The sequence below is a fragment of the Sphingomonas bisphenolicum genome, from assembly GCF_024349785.1.
Taxonomy (GTDB): Bacteria; Pseudomonadota; Alphaproteobacteria; order Sphingomonadales; family Sphingomonadaceae; genus Sphingobium; species Sphingobium bisphenolicum.
In genome coordinates, this window is record NZ_AP018818.1 from 611,177 (window position 1) to 631,789 (window position 20,613).

20 protein-coding genes are annotated in these 20,613 nt (G+C 58.3%); 8 read left to right on the plus strand and 12 right to left on the minus strand.

Translation table 11 applies throughout. The features are described from left to right. Positions 1 to 9: 9 nt before the first annotated feature. From SBA_RS21180 to SBA_RS21200, 5 genes are all read right to left on the minus strand, one after another. Positions 10 to 789, minus strand: coding sequence for an enoyl-CoA hydratase/isomerase family protein (locus tag SBA_RS21180; protein ID WP_261936900.1), 780 nt, complete (start codon positions 787 to 789; stop codon positions 10 to 12). 54 nt (positions 790 to 843) lie between these two features. Further along, positions 844 to 2,328, minus strand: coding sequence for an aldehyde dehydrogenase (locus SBA_RS21185; RefSeq protein ID WP_261936901.1), 1,485 nt, complete (start codon positions 2,326 to 2,328; stop codon positions 844 to 846). Between the two features lie 63 nt (positions 2,329 to 2,391). Beyond that, entirely contained in the window at positions 2,392 to 2,799 is a 408-nt protein-coding gene (locus SBA_RS21190; protein ID WP_261936902.1) for a Zn-ribbon domain-containing OB-fold protein, read from the minus strand. Beyond that, positions 2,796 to 3,935 carry a thiolase family protein gene (locus SBA_RS21195; protein ID WP_261936903.1) on the minus strand — a complete coding sequence of 380 codons (1,140 nt, stop codon included), beginning with the start codon at positions 3,933 to 3,935 and terminating at the stop codon, positions 2,796 to 2,798. The genes SBA_RS21190 and SBA_RS21195 overlap by 4 nt, the downstream gene beginning before the upstream one ends. A gap of 154 nt (positions 3,936 to 4,089) precedes the next feature. Then, complete coding sequence (locus SBA_RS21200) at positions 4,090 to 5,061, minus strand: LysR family transcriptional regulator (RefSeq protein WP_261936904.1); 972 nt, start codon at positions 5,059 to 5,061, stop codon at positions 4,090 to 4,092. Positions 5,062 to 5,144: 83 nt separating this feature from the next. On the opposite strand from SBA_RS21200, the gene SBA_RS21205 reads away from it, so the two are divergent. The 3 genes from SBA_RS21205 to fdhA all read left to right on the plus strand — a co-directional run bounded on the left by SBA_RS21205 (position 5,145) and on the right by fdhA (position 8,682). Beyond that, entirely contained in the window at positions 5,145 to 6,209 is a 1,065-nt protein-coding gene (locus tag SBA_RS21205) for an aromatic ring-hydroxylating dioxygenase subunit alpha (RefSeq protein ID WP_261936905.1), read from the plus strand. 88 nt (positions 6,210 to 6,297) lie between these two features. Beyond that, entirely contained in the window at positions 6,298 to 7,401 is a 1,104-nt protein-coding gene (locus SBA_RS21210) for an aromatic ring-hydroxylating oxygenase subunit alpha (protein ID WP_261936906.1), read from the plus strand. Between the two features lie 90 nt (positions 7,402 to 7,491). Beyond that, on the plus strand, positions 7,492 to 8,682 hold the full coding sequence (gene fdhA, locus SBA_RS21215; protein WP_261936907.1) for a formaldehyde dehydrogenase, glutathione-independent: 1,191 nt from the start codon (positions 7,492 to 7,494) through the stop codon (positions 8,680 to 8,682). Between the two features lie 35 nt (positions 8,683 to 8,717). Here fdhA and SBA_RS21220 read toward each other — a convergent pair whose 3' ends face one another. After that, complete coding sequence (locus SBA_RS21220; RefSeq protein WP_261936908.1) at positions 8,718 to 9,680, minus strand: LysR family transcriptional regulator; 963 nt, start codon at positions 9,678 to 9,680, stop codon at positions 8,718 to 8,720. A 206-nt stretch (positions 9,681 to 9,886) separates the two neighbouring features. Here SBA_RS21220 and purU point away from each other — a divergent pair, with 206 nt between their 5' ends. The 3 genes from purU (at position 9,887) to folD (ending at position 12,948) form a co-directional block, all read left to right on the plus strand. Continuing rightward, positions 9,887 to 10,756, plus strand: a complete 870-nt coding sequence (gene purU / locus SBA_RS21225; RefSeq protein WP_261936909.1) for a formyltetrahydrofolate deformylase — start codon at positions 9,887 to 9,889, stop codon at positions 10,754 to 10,756. 113 nt (positions 10,757 to 10,869) lie between these two features. Further along, positions 10,870 to 12,054: a hypothetical protein gene (locus SBA_RS21230; protein ID WP_261936910.1), complete on the plus strand. Its 1,185-nt coding sequence runs from the start codon at positions 10,870 to 10,872 to the stop codon at positions 12,052 to 12,054. Positions 12,055 to 12,075: 21 nt separating this feature from the next. Next, positions 12,076 to 12,948: a bifunctional methylenetetrahydrofolate dehydrogenase/methenyltetrahydrofolate cyclohydrolase FolD gene (gene folD, locus SBA_RS21235; protein ID WP_261936911.1), complete on the plus strand. Its 873-nt coding sequence runs from the start codon at positions 12,076 to 12,078 to the stop codon at positions 12,946 to 12,948. Positions 12,949 to 12,976: 28 nt separating this feature from the next. Here folD and SBA_RS21240 read toward each other — a convergent pair whose 3' ends face one another. The 6 genes from SBA_RS21240 to SBA_RS21265 are packed head-to-tail and all read right to left on the minus strand — an operon-like array spanning position 12,977 to position 18,259. After that, positions 12,977 to 13,375: a nuclear transport factor 2 family protein gene (locus SBA_RS21240; protein ID WP_261936912.1), complete on the minus strand. Its 399-nt coding sequence runs from the start codon at positions 13,373 to 13,375 to the stop codon at positions 12,977 to 12,979. Continuing rightward, on the minus strand, positions 13,368 to 14,099 hold the full coding sequence (locus SBA_RS21245) for an alpha/beta fold hydrolase (RefSeq protein WP_261936913.1): 732 nt from the start codon (positions 14,097 to 14,099) through the stop codon (positions 13,368 to 13,370). Before SBA_RS21245 ends, SBA_RS21240 begins: the two co-directional genes overlap by 8 nt. A gap of 22 nt (positions 14,100 to 14,121) precedes the next feature. Further along, positions 14,122 to 15,105 (minus strand): PDR/VanB family oxidoreductase, encoded by a 984-nt coding sequence (locus SBA_RS21250; protein ID WP_261936914.1) that lies wholly within the window; start codon positions 15,103 to 15,105, stop codon positions 14,122 to 14,124. Next, complete coding sequence (locus tag SBA_RS21255) at positions 15,102 to 16,196, minus strand: aromatic ring-hydroxylating dioxygenase subunit alpha (RefSeq protein ID WP_261936915.1); 1,095 nt, start codon at positions 16,194 to 16,196, stop codon at positions 15,102 to 15,104. Before SBA_RS21255 ends, SBA_RS21250 begins: the two co-directional genes overlap by 4 nt. Beyond that, complete coding sequence (locus tag SBA_RS21260) at positions 16,177 to 17,262, minus strand: aromatic ring-hydroxylating dioxygenase subunit alpha (protein ID WP_261936916.1); 1,086 nt, start codon at positions 17,260 to 17,262, stop codon at positions 16,177 to 16,179. The genes SBA_RS21255 and SBA_RS21260 overlap by 20 nt, the downstream gene beginning before the upstream one ends. 13 nt (positions 17,263 to 17,275) lie before the next feature. Continuing rightward, on the minus strand, positions 17,276 to 18,259 hold the full coding sequence (locus SBA_RS21265) for a PDR/VanB family oxidoreductase (protein WP_261936917.1): 984 nt from the start codon (positions 18,257 to 18,259) through the stop codon (positions 17,276 to 17,278). Between the two features lie 191 nt (positions 18,260 to 18,450). Here SBA_RS21265 and SBA_RS21270 point away from each other — a divergent pair, with 191 nt between their 5' ends. Beyond that, the gene (locus SBA_RS21270) at positions 18,451 to 19,161 is read left to right on the plus strand and encodes a GntR family transcriptional regulator (protein ID WP_261936918.1); all 711 of its coding nucleotides are present in this window, start codon (positions 18,451 to 18,453) and stop codon (positions 19,159 to 19,161) included. Between the two features lie 386 nt (positions 19,162 to 19,547). Beyond that, complete coding sequence (locus SBA_RS21275; protein WP_261936919.1) at positions 19,548 to 20,612, plus strand: hypothetical protein; 1,065 nt, start codon at positions 19,548 to 19,550, stop codon at positions 20,610 to 20,612. Position 20,613 lies beyond the last annotated feature (1 nt).

Below are 20,613 nucleotides of genomic sequence, written 5' to 3' on the forward strand. Positions count from 1 at the left end.
AAGCCTCAATCAGCCTTGGCCAACCAATCGTTCGCCCTTCGAGAAGCGAGCGAGTCCTTCGCTGCCAGCTGCCGTCAGGCGATTGATCTCATCGATCTTGCCGATACCGAAGTTGAATGCGCCATCCCAGTCGATTTCGACCGGAATTTGGTCCATTGCTCCCTTGCTGATCGTAAGAGCGGTCTGATTGAACTGGCCAATCTTTGCAGCGATGGCCTCCGCCTCCGGCAGCAACTGGTCATGCGGAACCACCTTGTTGACCAGCCCCCAACGTTCGGCGGTCGCGCCGTCGATCCGCTCGGTCGTGAACATCATCCAAGCATGGCGTTTGCGGGTCAGCGAATATTGCGTCGAGGGACCTGCAAGTCCAGGATAGGTGGCAAAGCCCATTTCGGGCATACCCATCGAGGCGCGTTCCGAAGCAACCGCCAGATCACACACATTGATCAGCGTCACTCCGCCACCCAGCGCCAGGCCGTTCACGGCCGCAATGAAGACCGCCGGATGCGCACGGATCGCAACGTTGACCGCCTGCCAGGAAGTGGCGGGATCGGCCTCGACACCTGCTTCACGGTCGGCGCTGGCTTCCTTGAGATCGAGCCCCGCACAGAAGCTCACGTCGGTCCCGGTGAGAACGATGACGCCGAAGCGCCCCTTGAGATCCTCCATCGCTTCAAGCATAGCAATGCGAGCTGCCTTGTTCATCGCGTTGCGCTTGTCGGGACGGTTGATACGCAGGACGGCATAGCCCTCCTTCTCTTCGACCACGACCAGATTTTCTTCGCTCATGATTTTCTCCATATCTTTGCGTGCGCGAGAGTGCGCGACAACCATTGCTGTTGATCAGGCCGCTGCGTCACCCGGGAAGTAGATCGCTTTGGATTCGAGGAAGACTTCGAGCCCCTCTGGACCACCCTCTCGGCCGATGCCGGATTGCTTGAAGCCGCCGAACGGGACACCGGGGTCGATCTGTAGCCCGTTGATGCTGATATTACCGGTGCGGACCTTGCGCGCGATCCGCTCGGCGCGCGCGAGATCGTTCGAAAACACGGTGCCGGACAGGCCGAATTGGCTGTTGTTGGCGATCGCGATGGCTTCTTCCTCACTGGAATAGCTCAGTATCGAGACCACTGGACCGAAAATTTCTTCCTGTGCGATCGTCATGTCCTGCGTCACATCCGCGAAGATGGTAGGCTCGACAAAATAGCCGCGGTTGAAACCGCCATTGCTACCGCCGCGGACCAGCTTCGCACCTTCCGACCGGCCCGCATCGATATAGCCAAGAACACGGTCGCGCTGGCGGGCCATCGACAACGGTCCCATGGTCGTCCTTTCGTCCCAAGGGTCGCCCAGTTTGATGCCCTCGACCGCAGCCACATAGGCGTCAAGTATCTCGTCGCGGCGCTTTTCAGGAACCAGAACGCGAGTCTGCGAGAAGCAGATTTGTCCGGAAAAGGGCATGGCGAAAGGTGTGATCGTTCCAATAGCCGTTTCGAGATCCGCGTCCTCGCAAATGATCGCGGCGGACTTTCCACCAAGCTCTAGGCTACAGCGCGCGACCCGCTCGGCGCAAACCGCGCCGATATGCTTGCCCGCAGCGGTAGAACCGGTGAAGCTCACCTTGTCTATCCGCAGGTCACGGATAAGGCTGTCGCCGGCCTCCCGGCCTGCTGGCACGATGTTGAGAACCCCAGCGGGAAGTCCGGCTTCCTCAGCGCACTCAGCAAGGATCAACGCGTCAAGCGGCGTCTCTGGGCTGGGTTTGACAACGAAGGTGCAACCCGCCAGCAACCCGGCAGCCAGCTTCTGCGACAAAAGGATGAGGGGTGCGTTCCAAGGCAGTATCAGCGCACAAACGCCTACTGGCTCCCGAATGACCCTGGCGTGCCCCTGGAAAGTCGGGCGTACGTCCTCGAAGGCGAAAGTGCCGGCAAGGTCTGAATAATAGTTATAATAGGATGGGATCAGCCCGGTGAACATCGAAGTGAAGCCGATCGTCGCTCCGACCTGTGCGGTCCAAATCCTGGAGAGCAGCGGAATGCGCGCTGCGATAGCCTCACCCATTTTCCTGAGAATTTCACCACGCTGAGCCGGCGCCATACGCGGCCAGGGTCCCTGATCGAATGCGCGGCGTGCCGCGTCAACCGCATCGGACATGTCGGCGGTGCTTCCGCCAGGAACCGTCAGAATAATTTGCTCGGTGATCGGCGAAACGAGGTCCAGCATTTCGTGCCCACGCGGCTCGCGCCAGTCGCCGTCTATGAAGAAGCGCGTGCGAACGCGATCGGACAACTCAGTTTCCGGATTCAGCCGGTCCAGAAAATCCATCAGACACTCCTCTCCGAATGCATAACAGGAGCCGGGCACATCGTCCGACTTCCGTCTTTAAACTCAGGCCGCCGGCCGAAATTTGGGAAGGGTCACTTCTTCGGTGACCTTGTCGAAAACGACTTCAACTGGCATACCGACGACCAGTTCGCGCTCGCCAAGCTCGACGATGCTCGAAAGAAGCCTCACGCCTTCTTCAAGTTCGACCTCGATGACCGGATAAGGAACTTCGTCGCCGAAGCCGCCGAAATATTTCTGATGCATCACGACGAAGGAACTGATCGTCCCCTTGCCTGAGAGCTCGACCCATGACCAGTTTCCATCACGGGTGACCGGAGAAACCGGTGAGGGCGGGAAGAAGAAGCGCTTTGAACTGTTGCACTGCTGCGCCAGCAGCTTGCCTTCCCTAGCCCCCTCGAAAAAGGGGCCGCTCCACTTGTCTGCCTCGGGCAGTGGCTTGATGTAGGTCATGCGTCGTTCCTGATGATGATCGAGCCGGCAACAGCGGTGGCGAGGATGAACTGAAGGGCCTTGGCGTCCTTGATCTGACGCTCGGCGGGTACTTCACCACGGAGCTGGCGTACCCCCTCCACGATAAGGGCCCATCCCTGCATGTAACTTTCCGACAGGTGGCCTCCGCTCGTATTCGTCGGCCAACGCCCCTTGCCGAGTTGCAGCATACCGTCGCGCACGAACTGGCCGCCCTCGCCCTGCTTGCAAAAGCCCATTCCCTCCAGCGCGAACAGCACAGTGGGGGAGAAATTGTCGTAGATCATCAGACCGTCAATGTCATTGCGGCTGATGCCGGCCCGCTCATAGACTTGCGACTCCACCTTCTTGAGCGCGGGATACCAATAGTCGTTTGGCGGCAGCGAGTTCTGCGAGAAATCGTCCTGACGCGCGAAGCTTGAAACATAGACCGGCTTCTTCTTCATGTCCTTCGCGCGTTCCGGGGTCGTCATGATCCAGGCCACGCCGCCATCGTTGATCAGGCAGTAATCGAGCAGGTGTAGTGGGTCGCAGATGAAGCGGCTGTTCTGGTGATCCTCGACCGTGATCGGCTTCTTCATGACCGCGGCGGGGTTCTTCGTCGCATGATCGCGGAAGGCCACGGCGATGTGCGCGAGATCCTCGGACGTGGTGCCGAATTGCGCCATGTGGCGACGGAACATCATAGCGTGGGACGCTCCAGGTGAGGTGAAGCCCCAGGGCGCCCAGAAGTTGGGATCGCCCCCATATTTCATGGCGGCGGAACGGCCATCATTGCCATAGACAAGAGCGATCGTGGTGGCCGCGCCCGACGCGATCGCCTCTGCGGCCATCATCAGCGCGATCGCAGAGAAGCGTCCGTGCGCAGGCGTCGATTGCAGATAGGGCGTGTTGAGGTTGGAAACCTCAGCAAAGCGATCATAGGGAAGGCGATTGAGAATGACGCCGTCGATGTCATCGAAGCTGATGCCCGCGTCATCGACTGCCGCCTTCAACGCCGATACGCCCAGGCCAACCGCATCGGTTTCAGGAAACACACCATAATCGGTGGATCCCACGCCCACGATGCAGGCCTTGTCGCGATAGTTCCAATCCAGCATTTCGCTCCCCAAAATCATGGCGCGGCCGCTGTTCGCGGCAACGCCCGCCTGGCCCGCACGGCCATGCTGCTGACAATCAAATGCTTGCTGGGGGGGCTTACTGTCAAACGACCAAAAGTCAGTTCGATTGACTGGAAATCACGCGAAGGTTGTTCTATCCGCTTAGGGCAATTCAGGCGTTCATACTGCTTCCCTTGAAGCTTTTCCAGAATGAAGAGCGATCGCCAATCGTGGGATCATGTCCTGTAAAGAGCTTCGAGACTATACGCCTCAACCAGACCGTTCCTGGGTCGGTATGGGACCTGCGATGCCAGAACTGCTTGAGTTCAACGGCGGGTGACTGAAAGGGCAATGCCAGCATTTTCAGCCCCGTAAGTTTGGTGTAAATTCTTCCTACCGCCAAGGGTACCGTCGTGATCATGTCCGATTGAGATATGAGCAGAGGAACGCTCATGAAATGAGGCGATCGAAGGACCACGTGGCGTTCCAGGCCGAGCGTTTCCAGACATCTTTCAAACACTTCCTGACTCCGGCCGTCCTGCTCGATGATCGCATGCTCTGCCCGAATAAATTGCTCAACGCTCAAGCTGTCGCCGATGTCGGGATGATCGACGCGCGCCAAGCAAACGAAAGTTTGGTCAAACAGCTTCTGGGAGAAGAGATTGTCGCCATCAAAACCATAGAAATACCCCAAGGCTAGGTCGACATCGCCATCAACCAAAGCACCCTTTAACTCCCTTGTTGGCAGTGTGACCGACTGCACTGTCACGCGAGGGGCCTTCTGCCTGATGCTTGCCATGAGGTCGGGCAGGAAGGTTAACTCACCGAGGTCAGACAGGCTGAGGACAAAGCACCGGTCTGACGATGCTGGATCAAACGGACCAGCTGGCACGATGTCGGACTGCACAGTCGCGATGACTCGTGCGACCGGCTCGCGCAACCTCTCGGCGACTGCCGTAGGCACCATCCGGCCCCCTTGCCGGACAAAGAGTTCGTCGCCGAAATGCGACCGAAGACGCTTTAGCGACAGGCTGACACTGGGCTGTGTGACCGAGAGCGCTTCCGCAGCGGCCGACGCGCTGCGGTGAATGAAGAGCGCTTCCAACACTTTAAGAAGATTAAGATCGAGATCTGAATAAGCCATGCTTATAGTTTCTATAAATGAATGAGTGATGCTTATAATGTCGATTTCCGGTAGATTCAAACCCTATGCTTTAGGAGAGAGTCATGGCTGGAGCCGTCGCGGCCAAAGCGCCCGAGTTTCTTTACAACAACTGGTATGTGGCTGGCTGGGGCGCCGACCTCGGCCCGGGCGAACGGATCGCGCGGACCTTCCTCAACCAGCCGGTGGTGATTTTTCGGACCGAGAGCGGTCAACCCTCCGCACTGGAAGATCGCTGCTGCCATCGTGCTCTGCCTTTAAGCTTCGGCACCGTCGATGGAGAGCGCATTCGTTGCAGCTATCACGGCCTAGAATTCAACGTGGCAGGAAAATGCGAAAAAATCCCGGCCCAGGACAAAATTCCGCCGACGGCTTGCGTTCGTCACTACCCCCTGGTCGAACGAGACTCGCTCCTGTGGATCTGGATGGGAGATGTCGAGCTGGCAAATGAGAGTGAGATTCCCGCTCATACCTGGCATTCAAATTCCCGCTTCAAATGGAAAAGTCACCATTTCGACATTCAGGGCAATTGGGAACTGATGATCGAGAATCTGATGGATCTATCGCACCTGCCTTATATCCATGCCAATACCATTGGCGGCAACCCAGCGCTTCACTTCGGCGTGAAAACCAATTCCTCCCGGGAAGGCAACCTCGTCCGGGTTTCACGTTACATGCCCAATTCCGAGCCACCTCCGACCTATCGAGCAGCGAAGAATTTCGCCGGGAAAGTGGATCGGTGGCAGGAGATCGAGTTCCAGCCCGTGCTGATCCGCATCAATACAGGTGCGTGCGACGCGGGGACAGGGGCTTATGAGGGCCCGCGCGACCATGGCTTCTCGATGATCGGATTTCACGGCATCACGCCGGAAACGGAGACGACCACCCACTATTTCTGGTCGGTCGCAACCGACGCGGTCACCGAAGGCGTGCCCGAGCAAATCTTCCAGCAGACGGCGGAAACATTCCGCGAAGACCAAGAGGTCCTCGAATTGCAGCAGCTGAGGATCAGCGCGGACCCAGATCGCCCGCTTCTCGATATCGCCAGCGATGTCGGAAGCCGCCAGGCGCGGCAGGTACTGCGTCGGTTGATGAAGGCAGAACGCGACCCGGATCTGGTCGCAGCCTGACATTCGTCGCGCGCCCTGCGGCCCGAGACGGTGATAGCCCAAAGCCGAAGCTGAGACGCCAATTTTTCTAGATTTCAGGAGTTTTGAAGTGAGCGAACCTCTAAAGTCCCAAGGCGCGACCTGGCCACGCAACGCTTGGTATGTCGCCTGTACGCCGGATGACATCGCGGAGAAACCATTGGGCCGCCAGATTTGCGGCGAACGAATGGTCTTTTACCGCAAGGCCAGTGGTGAGGCTGTGGCGCTCGAGGATTTCTGCCCTCACCGTGGCGCACCGCTTTCCCTGGGTTTCGTGCGCGACGATCTGCTCGTTTGCGGATATCATGGTCTGGCGATGGGATGTAAAGGCCAGGCGGACAATATGCCCGGCCAGAAGGTCAAAGGGTTCCCCCCCATCCGTTCTTTCCCGATCGTCGAACGCTATGGCTTCATTTGGGTTTGGCCGGGAGATGCGGATCAGGCAAGCTTGGACAAACTGCATCACCTCGAATGGGCCGAAAGCGATGAATGGGCCTATGGGGGCGGCCTCTTCCACATCAAGTGCGACTATCGCCTGATGATCGATAACCTCATGGATCTCACCCATGAGACTTACGTCCATGCGTCGAGCATCGGGCAGAAGGAAATCGATGAAGCACCGGTCAAGACTCGCATCGTCGGGGATGAAGTGCACACCAGCCGCACGATGGACAGCGTAAAAGCTCCTCCCTTCTGGCAGATGGCCCTGCGAGGCGCTGGGCTGGACGGGGATTCCACGGTGGATCGGTGGCAGATTTGCCGTTTCTCTTTGCCCAGTCACGTGATGATCGAGGTCGGCGTGGCACTTGAAGGCTCCGGGGGCTACGACGCTCCCATGGCCAAAAAGGCCGCGAGCATCGTGGTAGACTTCATCACCCCGGAAACCGAGACGTCGCACTGGTATTTCTGGGGCATGGCACGACAATTTGCTGTCGACAACGATCTGCTAACGGATGAAATCCGAGAGGGCCAGGGCGGAATTTTCAGTGAAGATCTCGACATGCTTGAGCAACAGCAGGCCAATCTTCTGCTTTATCCCGAGCGGCGATTGCTCAAGCTCAACATCGACGCTGGCGGTGTGCGATCGAGGATGATGATCGATCGGGCCATCGCCGCCGAGGGTGAGGAAGCATCAAAGAACAACGGCGCGGGATTTGAGCGGGTCGCTGCCTGAAGCTGAGCTAATGGCCGGTGTACCCCTCAATGACGACGGCGGGTGCCCGGTCCTTATTTATCAAAATATTTTAACGGAGAGGATTAGGATATGTCCGACAATCGCGGCGTCGTTTATCTCGGAGCTGGCAGGGTAGAAGTCCAGTCGATCGGAGATCCCAAATTCGAGGCCCCCGACGGGCGGCGCATCGAACATGCCGTCATTCTCAAGGTCGTGACCACGAACATCTGCGGCTCCGATCAGCACATGGTCCGCGGCCGCACCACTGCGCCCGAGGGCTTGGTGCTCGGGCATGAAATTACCGGCGAAGTGATCGAGAAGGGCGCGGATGTCGAGATGCTCGAGATCGGTGACATCGTGTCGGTACCCTTCAATGTGGCATGCGGTCGCTGCCGCACCTGTAAATCGCAGGACACTGGCGTCTGCCTTACCGTCAATCCGTCGCGCGCCGGCGGCGCCTACGGTTATGTCGACATGGGCGGCTGGATCGGTGGCCAGGCCAAATATGTGATGGTGCCTTATGCCGACTTCAATTTGTTGAAGTTCCCCGATCGCGATCGGGCTATGGAACGGATCCGTGATCTCACCATGCTCTCGGACATCCTGCCCACAGGCTTCCACGGCGCCCTCAAGGCGGGTGTCGGCGTGGGATCAGTCGTCTATGTCGCGGGTGCGGGACCGGTGGGGCTTGCGGCGGCAGCTTCGGCCCGAATCCTCGGCGCCGCGGTCGTGATGGTGGGCGATTTCAACAAGGATCGCCTCGCCCATGCCGCAAAGGTCGGCTTCGAGGCGGTTGACCTGTCGAAGAGCGATCGGCTGGGCGACCTTATCGCTGACATCACCGGTAGTAACGAGGTGGACTCGGCCATCGATGCCGTCGGCTTCGAAGCCCGCGGCCACGCAGGCGGCGAGCAGCCGGCGATCGTTCTCAACCAGATGATGGAGATAACGAGAGCTGCTGGGCAGATCGGCATTCCAGGCCTCTACGTGACCGAGGATCCCGGTGCGGTCGACAGCGCCGCAAAGCAGGGCAGCCTGTCTCTTCGCTTCGGTCTGGGGTGGGCTAAGGCTCAATCCTTCCACACCGGTCAGACACCTGTCCTTAAATATAACCGCCAGTTGATGATGGCCATTCTTCACGGTCGTCTGCCGATCGCGGATATTGTCAACGCTCAGGTCATCCCGCTTGAGGACGCGCCGAAGGGCTATGAAATATTCGATCATGGCGCGCCGCAGAAGTTCGTTCTCGATCCCCACGGCATGCTCGGGAAGGCAGCCTGACTTCCAGGGGAGGCTGTCGGCCAGCCTCCCCTCCCCTATCTCGTGCGATCGGTGGAAGAGGAATATCCCTCCGAAAAGGCCAGAGCCGGATCCTTTCCGATCAATAGACTTCCGAGCAGCCGATGGAGCCACGTTACCATCGGATCGTCATTCAGACGACGGTGCCAGAATTGTCTCAACTGGATCAACGGACTCTCGACAGGAGTGGGGAAGACCTTGATCCCCGCATTTTGATACCAGACCCCGAGCGACATCGGGACAGTCGCGATCATCTCGCTACTCGCAACCAATTGCGGGACGCTCATGAAGTGGGGAAGATGAAGCCGAACCCGGCGCCTCATACCCAACTCATGAAGTCGCCTCTCGAACAGCTCCTGACTACGTCCCTGCTCATTGATCACAATATGGTCTGCGGCGAGAAACTGCTCGAGCGACAATCGCTCGGTGATCGTTGAATGCTGAGCGCTGACGAGACATGCGAACGAGTGATCGAACAACGCCTGCGTCATGATATTAGGCCCAGTAAGATCCGGGAAATAGCCGATAGCCACATCGACCTCGTTCTGTTCCAGTGCCTTTTCGAGCAGGTCATGTGGAACAGGGACGACTTGGACATTCATTGAAGGCGCAGCTTCCCGAAGCGCATCAAGCAGTGGCGGAATGAAGATCATTACCCCGACGTCAGAAGTGGTAATACGGATCACCCTGTCGCTGATAGCAGGTTCGAACCGCGCTTTTCGCACGACATCCTTACGCACAATATCGAGGCTCTGTCGGACAGGATCGGAGATCATCTCTGCAAATGGGGTCGGCTTCATGCCCCTGCCGGTCCTTACGAACAGCTGGTCGCCAAAAAACTCCCTCAGCTTCTGAAGGTTAGCACTCGCTGTCGGCTGACTGATTCTCAGACGCCTGGCAGACGCTGACAAGTTCATATCTTCCTGCAGCGCGTCCAACAGCAACAGAAGGTTCAGATCAAGGCGTCCGATATCATCCATGCAAATAATACCTATCAGAAATTACGCCATACTCAATATCGCGGACATCGCTAGGACAGGATGGCATTGCGAAGACAAGCAGAGCGTAGGAGGATGAGGATGTCGCCGTCAGGCGAAAAGTCATTCAGTCATCGTCCCGTGCGTCTCGCGCGCTTCCGAATATCAGCAACGTGACACCTTCGGGTTGTCGAGAAGACGGAATTGACATGACTGCGAACCTCTCTACCCCCCGCTATGTTCTTACTCTGGCCTGTCGCGACGTTCCTGGAATTGTTGCCAGCGTCGCGACCAGCCTGTTCGAAGGAGGCGCCAACATCCTTGAGGCCCGGCAATTCGATGACCTAGAGAGTGGTCGATTCTTCATGCGCGTGGAGTTCACCGCCGAGGCCAATGCCGGCACACGTCTTTCCTATCATTTCACGCCCGTCGCCGAGCGTTTCGACATGGAATGGTCGCTCCGCGATTTGTCTCGCAAAAAGCGCGTGCTGCTCATGGTATCGAAATTCGACCACTGCCTCGGTGATCTTCTTTATCGCTATCGCCTCGGCGAACTACCGATGGACATCGTCGGCATCGTTTCCAACCATCCCCGCGAAGTCCTGTCCGTCAGCAATGTAGGCGACATCCCCTATCATCACCTGCCGATCACGAAGGACACCAAGCCCCAGCAGGAGGCGCAGATCAAGGCGATCGTCAACGAGACCGGAGCCGATCTGATCGTGCTTGCGCGCTATATGCAGATCCTTTCCGATGATCTGGCTGCCTTTCTTTCTGGTCGCTGTATCAACATCCATCACAGCTTCCTCCCGGGCTTCAAGGGCGCCAAGCCTTACCACCAAGCCCATGAGCGCGGCGTCAAGCTTATCGGTGCGACCGCCCATTTCGTGACGGGAGACCTCGATGAAGGACCGATCATCGAACAGGACGTCGAACGGGTCAGCCATGACCACTCTCCTGAGGATCTGGTTCGCAAGGGCCGCGACATCGAGCGCCGGGTTCTGTCCCGAGCAGTCCTTCTGTTCCTTGAGGACCGTGCAATCATCAATGGCCACCGCACCGTCGTGTTCGCGAGCTAAACCCTTTTCCACGGAGAGCGATTATGAATCCCACCGATATGCGCCAAACGCCCGAGGGCTATTTCACCACCCGCTGGGGCCTGGCCGAATATACGGACTGGATCGACGAGAGCATGTCCTGGAAGGATAACTGCTACATCGGCGACTGGTCGTTCCTGTGGCAGCGTCGCTACAAGGGCCCGGACGTACTCAAGCTCTTTTCGGACTTCTCGGTGAACAGCTTCGCCAAGTTCGACATCGATCAGTCCAAGCACGTCACCCATACAACGCGCCACGGCAAGGTCATCGCCGAAGGCATCCTGACGCGCCTTTCTGAAGATGAAGTGCGGTTGTTCGGCCGCGGAACCTTCTGGATCGACTATCAGCTCAAAAGGGGCTCCTATCAAGTCGAGTCCATTGCTGAGGAAGGCTATAATTTCCAGGTCGCCGGCCCGAAGGCTGCTGCCGTCATGGAAAAGCTGGTCGGGGATTCCATTCGCGATATCAAGTTCATGCGTAATGGCGAGTGCGTCATTGCCGGCCGGACAGTAATTGCGCTGCGCCAGGGCATGTCCGGCGAACCTGGCTGGGAGCTTCAGGGGCCCGCTGAAGATGCCAAGGCTGTCTATGACGCCGTCCTAGAGGCTGGTGCTGAATTCGGGATCAGGAAGCTTGGCGGACGCGCAGCATTTATCAATCACCTCGAAGCCTGCTTCCCGACGATCGTCACGGACTATCTCCCCGCGATTTTCGATGAAGAACTGAAAGACTATCTCGCGGAATTCAAGGCGGGTCTCCCCGCATTCGCCTCGACGTTCAACATCGCCGGCAGCTTCGAGTCCGACAATGTTGCCGACTGGTATCGCAGCCCGGTCGAACTGGGATGGGGCAAGAATATCAAGTTCGATCATGATTTCCTGGGTCGCGAGGCGCTGGAAGCCGAAGTGGCACAACCGCGCCGGCTCATCCGCACCCTGGTCTGGAATGCCGACGATGTCGTCGACGTCTATGCCTCCCTTTTCCGATCGGGTGAGCCGTACCATTTCATGGAAATGCCCCGCGATCAGCGCGGTTTCATGTATGCCGACAGCGTCAAGATTGGCGAAGAAAGCGTCGGCGTTTCGACGTCTCGGGGATATAGTTACTATTTCCGGCAGATGCTCTCGCTGTGCGCGATCGATGTCGAGCATGCCGAGATCGGTACCGAAGTAACCGTGATCTGGGGTGAGCCAGGGCAAGCCCAGAAGACTGTCAGAGCAACGGTCGCCGCGGCTCCCTACAAGACCGACAATCGTCGCGTCGATATGCACACGGTCTAATGCGTTGAGGATGTTGCGGATATGACTGCCAAAATCATCGATGGCCGTGCGGTTGCGGACTTAATCCGGACAGAGTGTGCCAATCGAGCCCGGCGCCTTGAGGAAAAGGCTGGTATCAGGCCGGGTCTTGCGGTGATTCTTGTCGGAGGTGATCCAGCATCGGCCGTTTATGTCCGCAACAAAATTCGTGCATGCGAGGCGGTGGGTATCCATTCCTTCACTTACCGCCTCCCTGAAACTGTCGAGAATGAGGAATTATTGAGCCTCATCACAAGGTTGAACGTCGATTCATCCGTTCATGGCATTCTGGTTCAACTCCCGCTGCCAGCCCACATCGATATGGCTCGGGTGTTGGAAACCATCGCTCCATCGAAAGATGTCGACGGATTCCACCTGTACAATGTGGGAGCCCTCGTCACGGGAAGCACGGTATTTTCTCCATGCACCCCATATGGCGTTGTCAAGCTTCTCGAGCATGAAGGCATCACCGTTGAGGGGCAGAATGTCGTGGTGATCGGAGCCAGCAACATTGTCGGCAAGCCCATTGCCCTGATGTTGATGGCGCGCGACGCAACGGTCACTATTTGCCATGCCAAGACCCGCGATCTCGCGCAGTTCACCATCGGAGCAGACATATTGGTAGTCGCAGCAGGGGTCCCGGGTCTGATAACCGCCGCCATGGTCAAAAAGGGTGCGGTGGTGATCGATATCGGGATCAACCGGTTGAAAAATGGCAAGATTGTGGGCGATGTCGATTTTGCAGGTGTAGTTTTGCGAGCATCTCACATCACTCCGGTTCCCGGCGGTGTTGGCCCGATGACAGTCACGATGCTGCTCGTCAATACGATCGAGTCGGCAGAGCGTATATTGATGCTGGAGCGAACTGCAGCTTAAGTGCAAAACCTACCGCTCAGAGGGTCAATCAGGGGAACTTGAGCGACCCACGTCGGCTTTGAAACCGCCACTGCCCCCCATCGAACCGAAAGGCGTCGCAGAATTCGCCTATAAGCAACTTGTCGCTATTATGGCCGGTGTAGAGCATCACATAGCTTTGAGCGGCGGCTTCGTGCTCGGACAGCACATCGACCACGGTATTGGCCATGACGTGGCATGTGGCTTTCCTGGACCGATCGCGGAAGAATATTCGTATCTGCTCCCGACCAATTACCGCGTTATCGGGGTCGGTGGGACGGGCAAAACTGCCATCCTCGGTGAAGAGTTCCGCAAGGGCGTCATGATCGTGCGCGTCGTTGAGAAAGGCGAATTCCCGGATCAGCCGCTCGCAGATGTGCTCGATGCGCTGGCGTTCAACATCATTCATTTGTCGACAAATCCATTTGAGTTGGCACTTGCTCCAGCCAGTGGCGGAGCGCCTGCGTGACTGCCTCCGGAGCCTCCATCGGCGCCATATGTCCGCTGCCGCTAAACAGGACAAACCGAGCGCCGGGGACGAGTTCCGCCATGGCTTCATGCTGGGAAGGCGGGCTCCAGCAATCAAGTTCCCCACAGCCAATTAGGACGGGGCAATTGAGCGTGCGAAGGACGCCAGAGGCGCCGGGACGATCGAGCAATGCCTTGATCTGCCGCTTATGGATATCGGGGGACATCCGCTCAACCATGGCGTAAAGTTTCCGCCTTAGCTCCGGGTCCTCGTCCAGGGCGCCCGGGCGCACCATGGGCGGCAGCCACGCTTCCGCGAGCGCGCGCATGCCCTCGCGGGCACCAAGGTCCACCAGTGTCTGGCGCCGCGCGGGCTCCCCTTCGGTCATCGGATCCACGCCGGTATCGAGCAGCCCCAGTCGAATAATCCTGTCAGCCGCAATCCGGACCATCTCGAGGGCAACGCGTGCGCCCATGGAGTGTCCTGCGACCGATATGGGACCGGGAACGGCTTTCAGGGTCGCCTTGGCCATTCCGCGGATTGATGAGAAGCCGGTCACGTCCGCAACATGGACATTGTATCGCCCGCCAAGGGCTTCCAGTTGATGCTCCCAGACTATCGCATCGCAAAGCAGACCGGGAACAAGGACGAGGGTTTCGGTCATTTCATATATCCTCAGCAGCTACTCACGCACCCAAAAACGCGCCATCCCCGCGCCATGCTGGATCGATCGTCACGCTGCCGCCGGTGACCCTCGAAACGCACGCACATATTTTGCGATTTTCGGTATGTTGCCGCTCGCTGAAAAAAATGTCGCGGTGGTCGATTGTGCCTTCAGTTTCCAAAATGTCGACCGCGCAAAGCCCACATTCACCGCGCCTGCATTCAAAAACCACTTCGACGCCGGCCGCCTCAAGGGCGTCCAGCATCGACTGGTTCTCGGCTACCTCAATCGCCTTGCCGAGCCTCGGAACCTTGATCATAAACTGTTCGGCCGGACGATTACCGCCAGAGCCGAAAGTTTCGTACCGAAGGCGGGCAAGGGAGCGCCCCGCCCTGAGCCACACGCTTCGCACGGCTTCCATAAGACGCAGCGGCCCGCACATATAGAGTTCTGCGTCGACCGGAAGCAGGGCGATTTCCTGAAGCAGATCCGGCCTGTCGTCCACTTCCGTATCCAGCATGACGAGCCGATCCCCCAAAATGACCCGCAGTTCCTTTGCATAGGCAAATTCCGCGGCGGATCTGGCGAGGTACAGCATCCTGACCACGGCATTGGAGCGGGCAAGTTGGTCAGCCATCGCCACCAGCGGCGTCACGCCTACACCTGCGGCGATAAGCAGGTAGTGCGGCGCCCCAGGCGTCAGCGGAAAATCGCACCGGGGCGGCGTGAGCCGGATCGACGCATCCAACTTGAGCGACCACATGTAGGCAGACCCGCCACGGCTTGCCGGGTGAAGCTTGACCGCAATCCTGAGGGTCCCCGCGTCCGCGGACACAACCGAATAGCATCGGGTGTCGACTCTACCCTGGACTTGCACCTTTACATGCGCGCCGGCGGGTGCGGGCAGCGATCGATCCAGAGCGATCGTGAATTCCCTTATGGTCGGCGTCAGGTCGTGGATTTCCGCCACACGACCCCTGACCCATGCTTTGTCGGACAGGGTCATGACGCGCCCTCCGCGACGGTCAGGGTTTCATCGGCAATCATGCGATCTATCGCTCGCCGCGCCCACATCGACCCTGCGTCGATGTTCAGATTGTAGAAGACATGGTCGGGATTTTCGTCAATGGCCCGCTGCTGCGCTTCGATGACCACCTCATCCTCGTAGAGTATCCCCGCAGCCCCTTCGAGTACGCGTCGGGTCACGCCCTGATCGTTGACGCGATAGTTCCGAAGATGGGACCAGAAATAATAGCAGCTCTTGTCGGTCGAAGGAGTCGGAATGTGGATCACTCGCATGTCGACGCCCTGGGAGCGATCACCCTCGGGCGCGCCGGTGCCAGCAGGCGCGACACCCACTTCGAGGTAGATCGTCGCGGGCGCGAGGAAATTGATCATCTGCCAACGATCCGAATTTCCGGGCTTGCCCAGTTGGGCAGCCCAGAATGGGGGTGCCTCTTCGTCAAGAACCCATCTTTCGACGCGCGCCGTGCGCTCGCCATGAAAGGCGTCGAACGGCGCTTCTGCAAGCGCGGCATTGCCGATCGAGGAGGAATGGACGAACGTTTCATGCGTAAGATCCATCAGATTATCGATCACCAGCCGATAATCTGCCTTAACGGGCGTCATGCGGCCGTCCCCCGCCCATTCCGGATCGTCGGCCCATGGGAGGTGCGGGATCAAGGCCGTATCCGCCAATGCGGGGTCGCCCGGCCAAACCCAGATAAAGCGGTAACGTTCGATGACAGGATAGGACCGGACGCACGCGGAAGGATTGATAGTTTCCTGGGATGGCATGTGCGTGCAGCGGCCATTTGGGCCAAAAACCAGTCCGTGATAGCCGCAGCGAACATCGTTGCCTTCGATGGTGCCGATGGCGAGTGGAACCAGGCGGTGCCAGCAGGCATCTTCCAGCGCGACTGGCCCTCCGTCGAGCTTTCGGTAGAGGACCATCTTCCTGTTGCAGATCGTCCTGGCCAGCAATGCACGCCCGACTTCAGCATCCCAAGCCGCGACATACCATGCATTCATGGGAAACGATTGTTGACTCATATTAACCCTCCCTAAGTCCTGCCATTCATGCCTTCTTCGCGGCACCCGCCGCCTCAAAGAGAATGCGCCGCATCAGGAGACCGGGTTTATCCGGGGCGAAGTTCAGATCGAACTGCGGCTCGACATCGGTGGTCACCGCTTCAAGGATCCACTCGAGCGCCTCTACGTCCTCCAGATAGGCCTGCTCCGAAGCGACAAGCAGGAATTCGTCCGCCGTGGGGTCGTCCAATCGACGATCCCGGCTGTTGAACCACCAGTAATGGATCGACTCGTTGGTCTCAGGGGTGATCAGATGCGTGATGTTGAACCGATAGGTTTCCGGCCCTTCCGCTCCGGTTCTGTCGACCACGCTGGCAAAGGCCGTATGAATGGCTGGTGAGGCAAAGCGCGCTTCGGAAAAGCGATCCACCTTCCGATCCATCAACTGCATCGGGACACCGTAAATCCCCGGAGGCGCGGCATCGCGAAGCGCTCTGTCGATAATCACCACGTCCCCCACCCGCCGCACGTCCAGCTTGGAGCGCGCATATTCGGGCGTGCCCACGGTCCCTGGGTGCAGGAACGGAAAATGTGTCTGATCGAGCAGATTTTCGTGCATCGACACATAGTCGGTCTTGATCCTGAACTGGCCACGAACGCTTTTCCAGCCGGCATCCGCCAGCCAGGACGTGTCCGGTATCAGATCCTCGTCGGCGTGATCGGCATCGCCCATCCAGATCCAGACGATGGGGCCGCGCTCTGCCATCGGGAACGCAAGGACGTTCGCGTTCGAGGGCACGATGGGCATCGATGGCATGGTGACACAGCGGCCCGACGGATCGAACTGCATGCCATGATAGCCGCAAATAAGGGTATCACCGTCGAGCCTACCCTTCGCCAGAGGGAAGGACCGGTGCGGACAGCGATTGCGAACGGCCACCGGCTCACCCGAAACTGTCCGGTACATTGCTATGTCGATTCCCAACAGTCGCCGGCTGATAATCTCGCGGCTGATCTCATCGGAAAATCCGGCAACATACCAGCAGTCCCGGATTAGGGGCGTGGTCTGGTCCGCGAACCGCTCCTGTTCCAGCGGAGTGAGGTTTTCGGCAACCCGGCTCAACTCGTTCATCGCATTCGCCTCTTCAAAGATCGAGGATTAATCGCTCGCCGCGAGCGCGCGAGACACAGATGCACATCGATTTGTTTTCCTGATGCTCATCGGCGGAAAAATAGCTGTCGCGGTGGTCGATCCCATCCCCCGCATCCGCGACATTGACGGCGCACAGGCCGCATTCACCGCGACGGCAGTCCGAGAATAAATCTACCCCGGCCGAGGAGAGAGCATCCAGGATGGAAATATCGCGACCCACCGGGACGACACGTCCGTCGCGGCGGAGATGCACGTCGAACGGCCTGTCGCCAGCGGCCGGGCCAACGCCGAAACGCTCGCTTCGGATACGGCCTTCCGCCCATCCCAAGCTTTCCGCCGCCGCGTGAACGGCATTGATCATGGACGGCGGACCGCATACATAGACGCGGGCTTCTTGGGGTTCACGCTCAAGGAGCGCCACCATGTCCACATTTTCGAGCGGCGGATCACCACTATAGTGAAAGGCGACCCGCCCTTCACAAAGCGCTTCGAGATCCGCTGAATAGGCGAGCTGCTCGGGCGTCCTGCCACAATAGACCATATGAAAATCGCGCTTCCGCCGAACAAGACTGCGAGCCATCGAATAGATTGGGGTAACGCCAATGCCCCCCGCGATCAGCAAGCTGCGTCGATCTCGAAAATCGAGGGGGAAACCATTCTTCGCCCGCGAGATGCGGACTGGCGTTCCAACGACGAAATTCTGGTGAATATGTGCAGAGCCACGCTGGCGATCCTCGCGCTGCACGGCGATCCGGTAGACATTCGGCGCATCGTCCTCCAACCGCGAACCGCCGATGAGTGAATAGTGGCGGACCATCGGGCCGTGGACTTCGGTCCTTGCATGCAGTTCGATATGGGCGCCCGGGCTATAAGGTGGCAGAGTCCGGCCATCGGCGGATCGCAAGCGATATTCCCGGACGCGCGGCGTCAATTCGCGTACCGTGTCCACCACCACGTCAAATAGCGCGCCTTGCACGGCCGCCTCTCCTTTTGAAAACATCGAGCAGCATGAGCGCCCGCCGCATCATTCATATCTTTGTATCCAAAAGTCGTCAATATGACACTTTTTTTGCTGGAATTAGGCAATAATGAATCCATAAAGGTTGCCCCTTCATTACCGATGTCACATGTGTCATTTGGGCTGAGGAGCAAGTTGAGAGAACCGATTTGAACGAAACGCCTGCTTCGGCCCTCACCAGGATCCGGGAAATGATTCTCCGGGGTGCACTCCGGCCCGGGGAGCGGCTTCTGGAGTTGGACCTCGCGGACAGGCTGGCAATTTCACGCACGCCCATCCGTCAGGCTCTGCCAGCTCTGGCACAGGAAGGTCTTCTTGTCCCTGCTGGCGGGCGAGGCTATCGCGTGCGCAGCTTCACCCGTCAGGAAAGCCTTCAAGCCCTCCAGCTTCGCGCGATGCTGGAGGGCTTTGCGGCCCGCTCCATCATCATAGCAGGGCGTGGAACCCTTATAGCGGAGGCCCTGACCCCGCTTCTGGAAGAGGGTGATGACCTGCTTCAATCCGCTGACCTCAGCGATGCTTTGGAAGAAGCCTTTGGCGCATTGAACGCGCGCTTTCATGACATAGTGGTCAATGGAGCAGCCGACCCCCTGCTCTGTGATTTGATCGCACGCTGCAATATCGTGCCCTTCACCGCGCCCGGCGTGATTGCCTTCGAGACCCATAACGAAACCAAAATCCTCGACCTGTTGCGCTATGCCCATCAACAACATCACGCAATCGTGGACGCATTCCGCGGAAATGATGCATTGAGAGCGGAGATGCTTTTTCGCGAGCATGCCACGACGCAGGAAGTCAGCATGGCGATGCGCACGCCTCCTCACCAGCCTGCGCCAAAGACAACGCGCACGAGAAACTGAACGGGCCATTCGAGGGAGGATGGCGAACGGCATCCGTCCGAGCTTTGAGTTCTATGCAACGAAGCGCCGACGATGTCATTTGACAGTTTTCCCGGATTGCTGGACTAAACCTGAGCGCAGTTCAGGAAATTGACAGGGAAGAAATTTGCAAAGGCGAAGCTTGGTTGACCAGATAAAGTGACGCTATCGCTCCTCGGACGGTACGCATTGCTTTTCTTTTGAATAGACGAAATCAGTCATAGTCTCTCCAATTATCGGATTCTTCGGGCCATTTCTTTAAGTTCGATAATCAAGATAACATTCAAAATTTCCTCGATTAATCGCCATTCCATGGCCAGCTACTCTTTCACTACACTCATCACGCGAAGAAGCTCCTTGCCGCGGCGATGTCGATCCTGGAGGTAATTGAAATGTTCAATCCAAATGAGCTCACCCGAACGGCTCTGGTGGCAAGGGATCGATCAGTCGACTGGCTTCTCAAACACATCGAATCCGACGGTCGCCCCGCGGATTGCGATACCCGGACCGGATGGAGCCGCCTTGGCTGGAGTCTGGCGGTAGCCGGCGAACCCGCAGCGGCAAGCGCCGTCGTCAGTTGGGCCGCAAAACACCGGATCGGTGAGAATGGGGATTATCTTCCGGGTTTCATGGAAGGCCAGAGCTACATTTCCCAATACGCCAATTACTGGCTCGGCACGTTCGTCGTGAGCGCCTGGATGGCGGGCAGCTTCGATATAGCCCTGCGGTCCATGGACTATCTCGCCAGCCAGCAGGATCCCGTCTATGGGGGACTGCCGACGCGCTTGGACAGCGGGAATCACCCGGCGGGTATCTGCGACGTGCTTTCCACCGCGCAGGTTGGCCTTTCCGCGCTCATCACCGGTCAGTTGGACGTCGCTGACAAGGTTTACCGTTGGCTTGAAGGGCTCCTTGCCGCTCAGCCGTCTGATGGAAACTTCTACATGTTTCGCCAAGGCGAAGATGTATGGCGCACGCCCGACCCCGCTTTCGCCTGGGCCGCGATCGTGCCCTTCAACCAGCCCCGGCAAGCCTTTTACGGACCCGGCATGGCGGCGGTGTTTCTCGCGCGTTATGCGCACATTCGGCATCGGCTCGAAGCGATCGAACTCGCTCGCGGCTTCCTTGCCTACAATGTGAACGGAACGCAGGAACAATTTACCGACATCGAAAGCGTTCAGGCCTGCAAATTCGGTTGGGCCGTGGGCGTCATGCACCAAGCCGATCCTGAAGGCGGCTGGGGCAAGTGGCTTGCTCCAATGATGCAGTGGTTCATTGATCGGCAAGCTCCGGAGGGTTGGTGGGGACCCTCCCGCTTTGCAGACCCCAATCCGACATTTGCCGATCGGCTGGTGAAAACCTCCGAGCATCTCATGGAGATCACAGCCTTGATTTCAGCTCTGAACGCAAGCTCGTTTGTGCAAGGCTCTTGAA

What these genes read in the sequence shown, in the direction of transcription:
- SBA_RS21180 (WP_261936900.1), bottom strand. Translation starts at nt 789, where the DNA reads ATGAGCGAAGAAAATCTGGTCGTGGTCGAAGAGAAGGAGGGCTATGCC.
- SBA_RS21185 (WP_261936901.1), bottom strand. Translation starts at nt 2,328, where the DNA reads ATGGATTTTCTGGACCGGCTGAATCCGGAAACTGAGTTGTCCGATCGC.
- SBA_RS21190 (WP_261936902.1), bottom strand. Translation starts at nt 2,799, where the DNA reads ATGACCTACATCAAGCCACTGCCCGAGGCAGACAAGTGGAGCGGCCCC.
- SBA_RS21195 (WP_261936903.1), bottom strand. Translation starts at nt 3,935, where the DNA reads ATGATTTTGGGGAGCGAAATGCTGGATTGGAACTATCGCGACAAGGCC.
- SBA_RS21200 (WP_261936904.1), bottom strand. Translation starts at nt 5,061, where the DNA reads ATGGCTTATTCAGATCTCGATCTTAATCTTCTTAAAGTGTTGGAAGCG.
- SBA_RS21205 (WP_261936905.1), top strand. Translation starts at nt 5,145, where the DNA reads ATGGCTGGAGCCGTCGCGGCCAAAGCGCCCGAGTTTCTTTACAACAAC.
- fdhA (WP_261936907.1), top strand. Translation starts at nt 7,492, where the DNA reads ATGTCCGACAATCGCGGCGTCGTTTATCTCGGAGCTGGCAGGGTAGAA.
- SBA_RS21220 (WP_261936908.1), bottom strand. Translation starts at nt 9,680, where the DNA reads ATGGATGATATCGGACGCCTTGATCTGAACCTTCTGTTGCTGTTGGAC.
- purU (WP_261936909.1), top strand. Translation starts at nt 9,887, where the DNA reads ATGACTGCGAACCTCTCTACCCCCCGCTATGTTCTTACTCTGGCCTGT.
- SBA_RS21230 (WP_261936910.1), top strand. Translation starts at nt 10,870, where the DNA reads ATGTCCTGGAAGGATAACTGCTACATCGGCGACTGGTCGTTCCTGTGG.
- folD (WP_261936911.1), top strand. Translation starts at nt 12,076, where the DNA reads ATGACTGCCAAAATCATCGATGGCCGTGCGGTTGCGGACTTAATCCGG.
- SBA_RS21240 (WP_261936912.1), bottom strand. Translation starts at nt 13,375, where the DNA reads ATGAATGATGTTGAACGCCAGCGCATCGAGCACATCTGCGAGCGGCTG.
- SBA_RS21245 (WP_261936913.1), bottom strand. Translation starts at nt 14,099, where the DNA reads ATGACCGAAACCCTCGTCCTTGTTCCCGGTCTGCTTTGCGATGCGATA.
- SBA_RS21250 (WP_261936914.1), bottom strand. Translation starts at nt 15,105, where the DNA reads ATGACCCTGTCCGACAAAGCATGGGTCAGGGGTCGTGTGGCGGAAATC.
- SBA_RS21260 (WP_261936916.1), bottom strand. Translation starts at nt 17,262, where the DNA reads ATGAACGAGTTGAGCCGGGTTGCCGAAAACCTCACTCCGCTGGAACAG.
- SBA_RS21275 (WP_261936919.1), top strand. Translation starts at nt 19,548, where the DNA reads ATGTCGATCCTGGAGGTAATTGAAATGTTCAATCCAAATGAGCTCACC.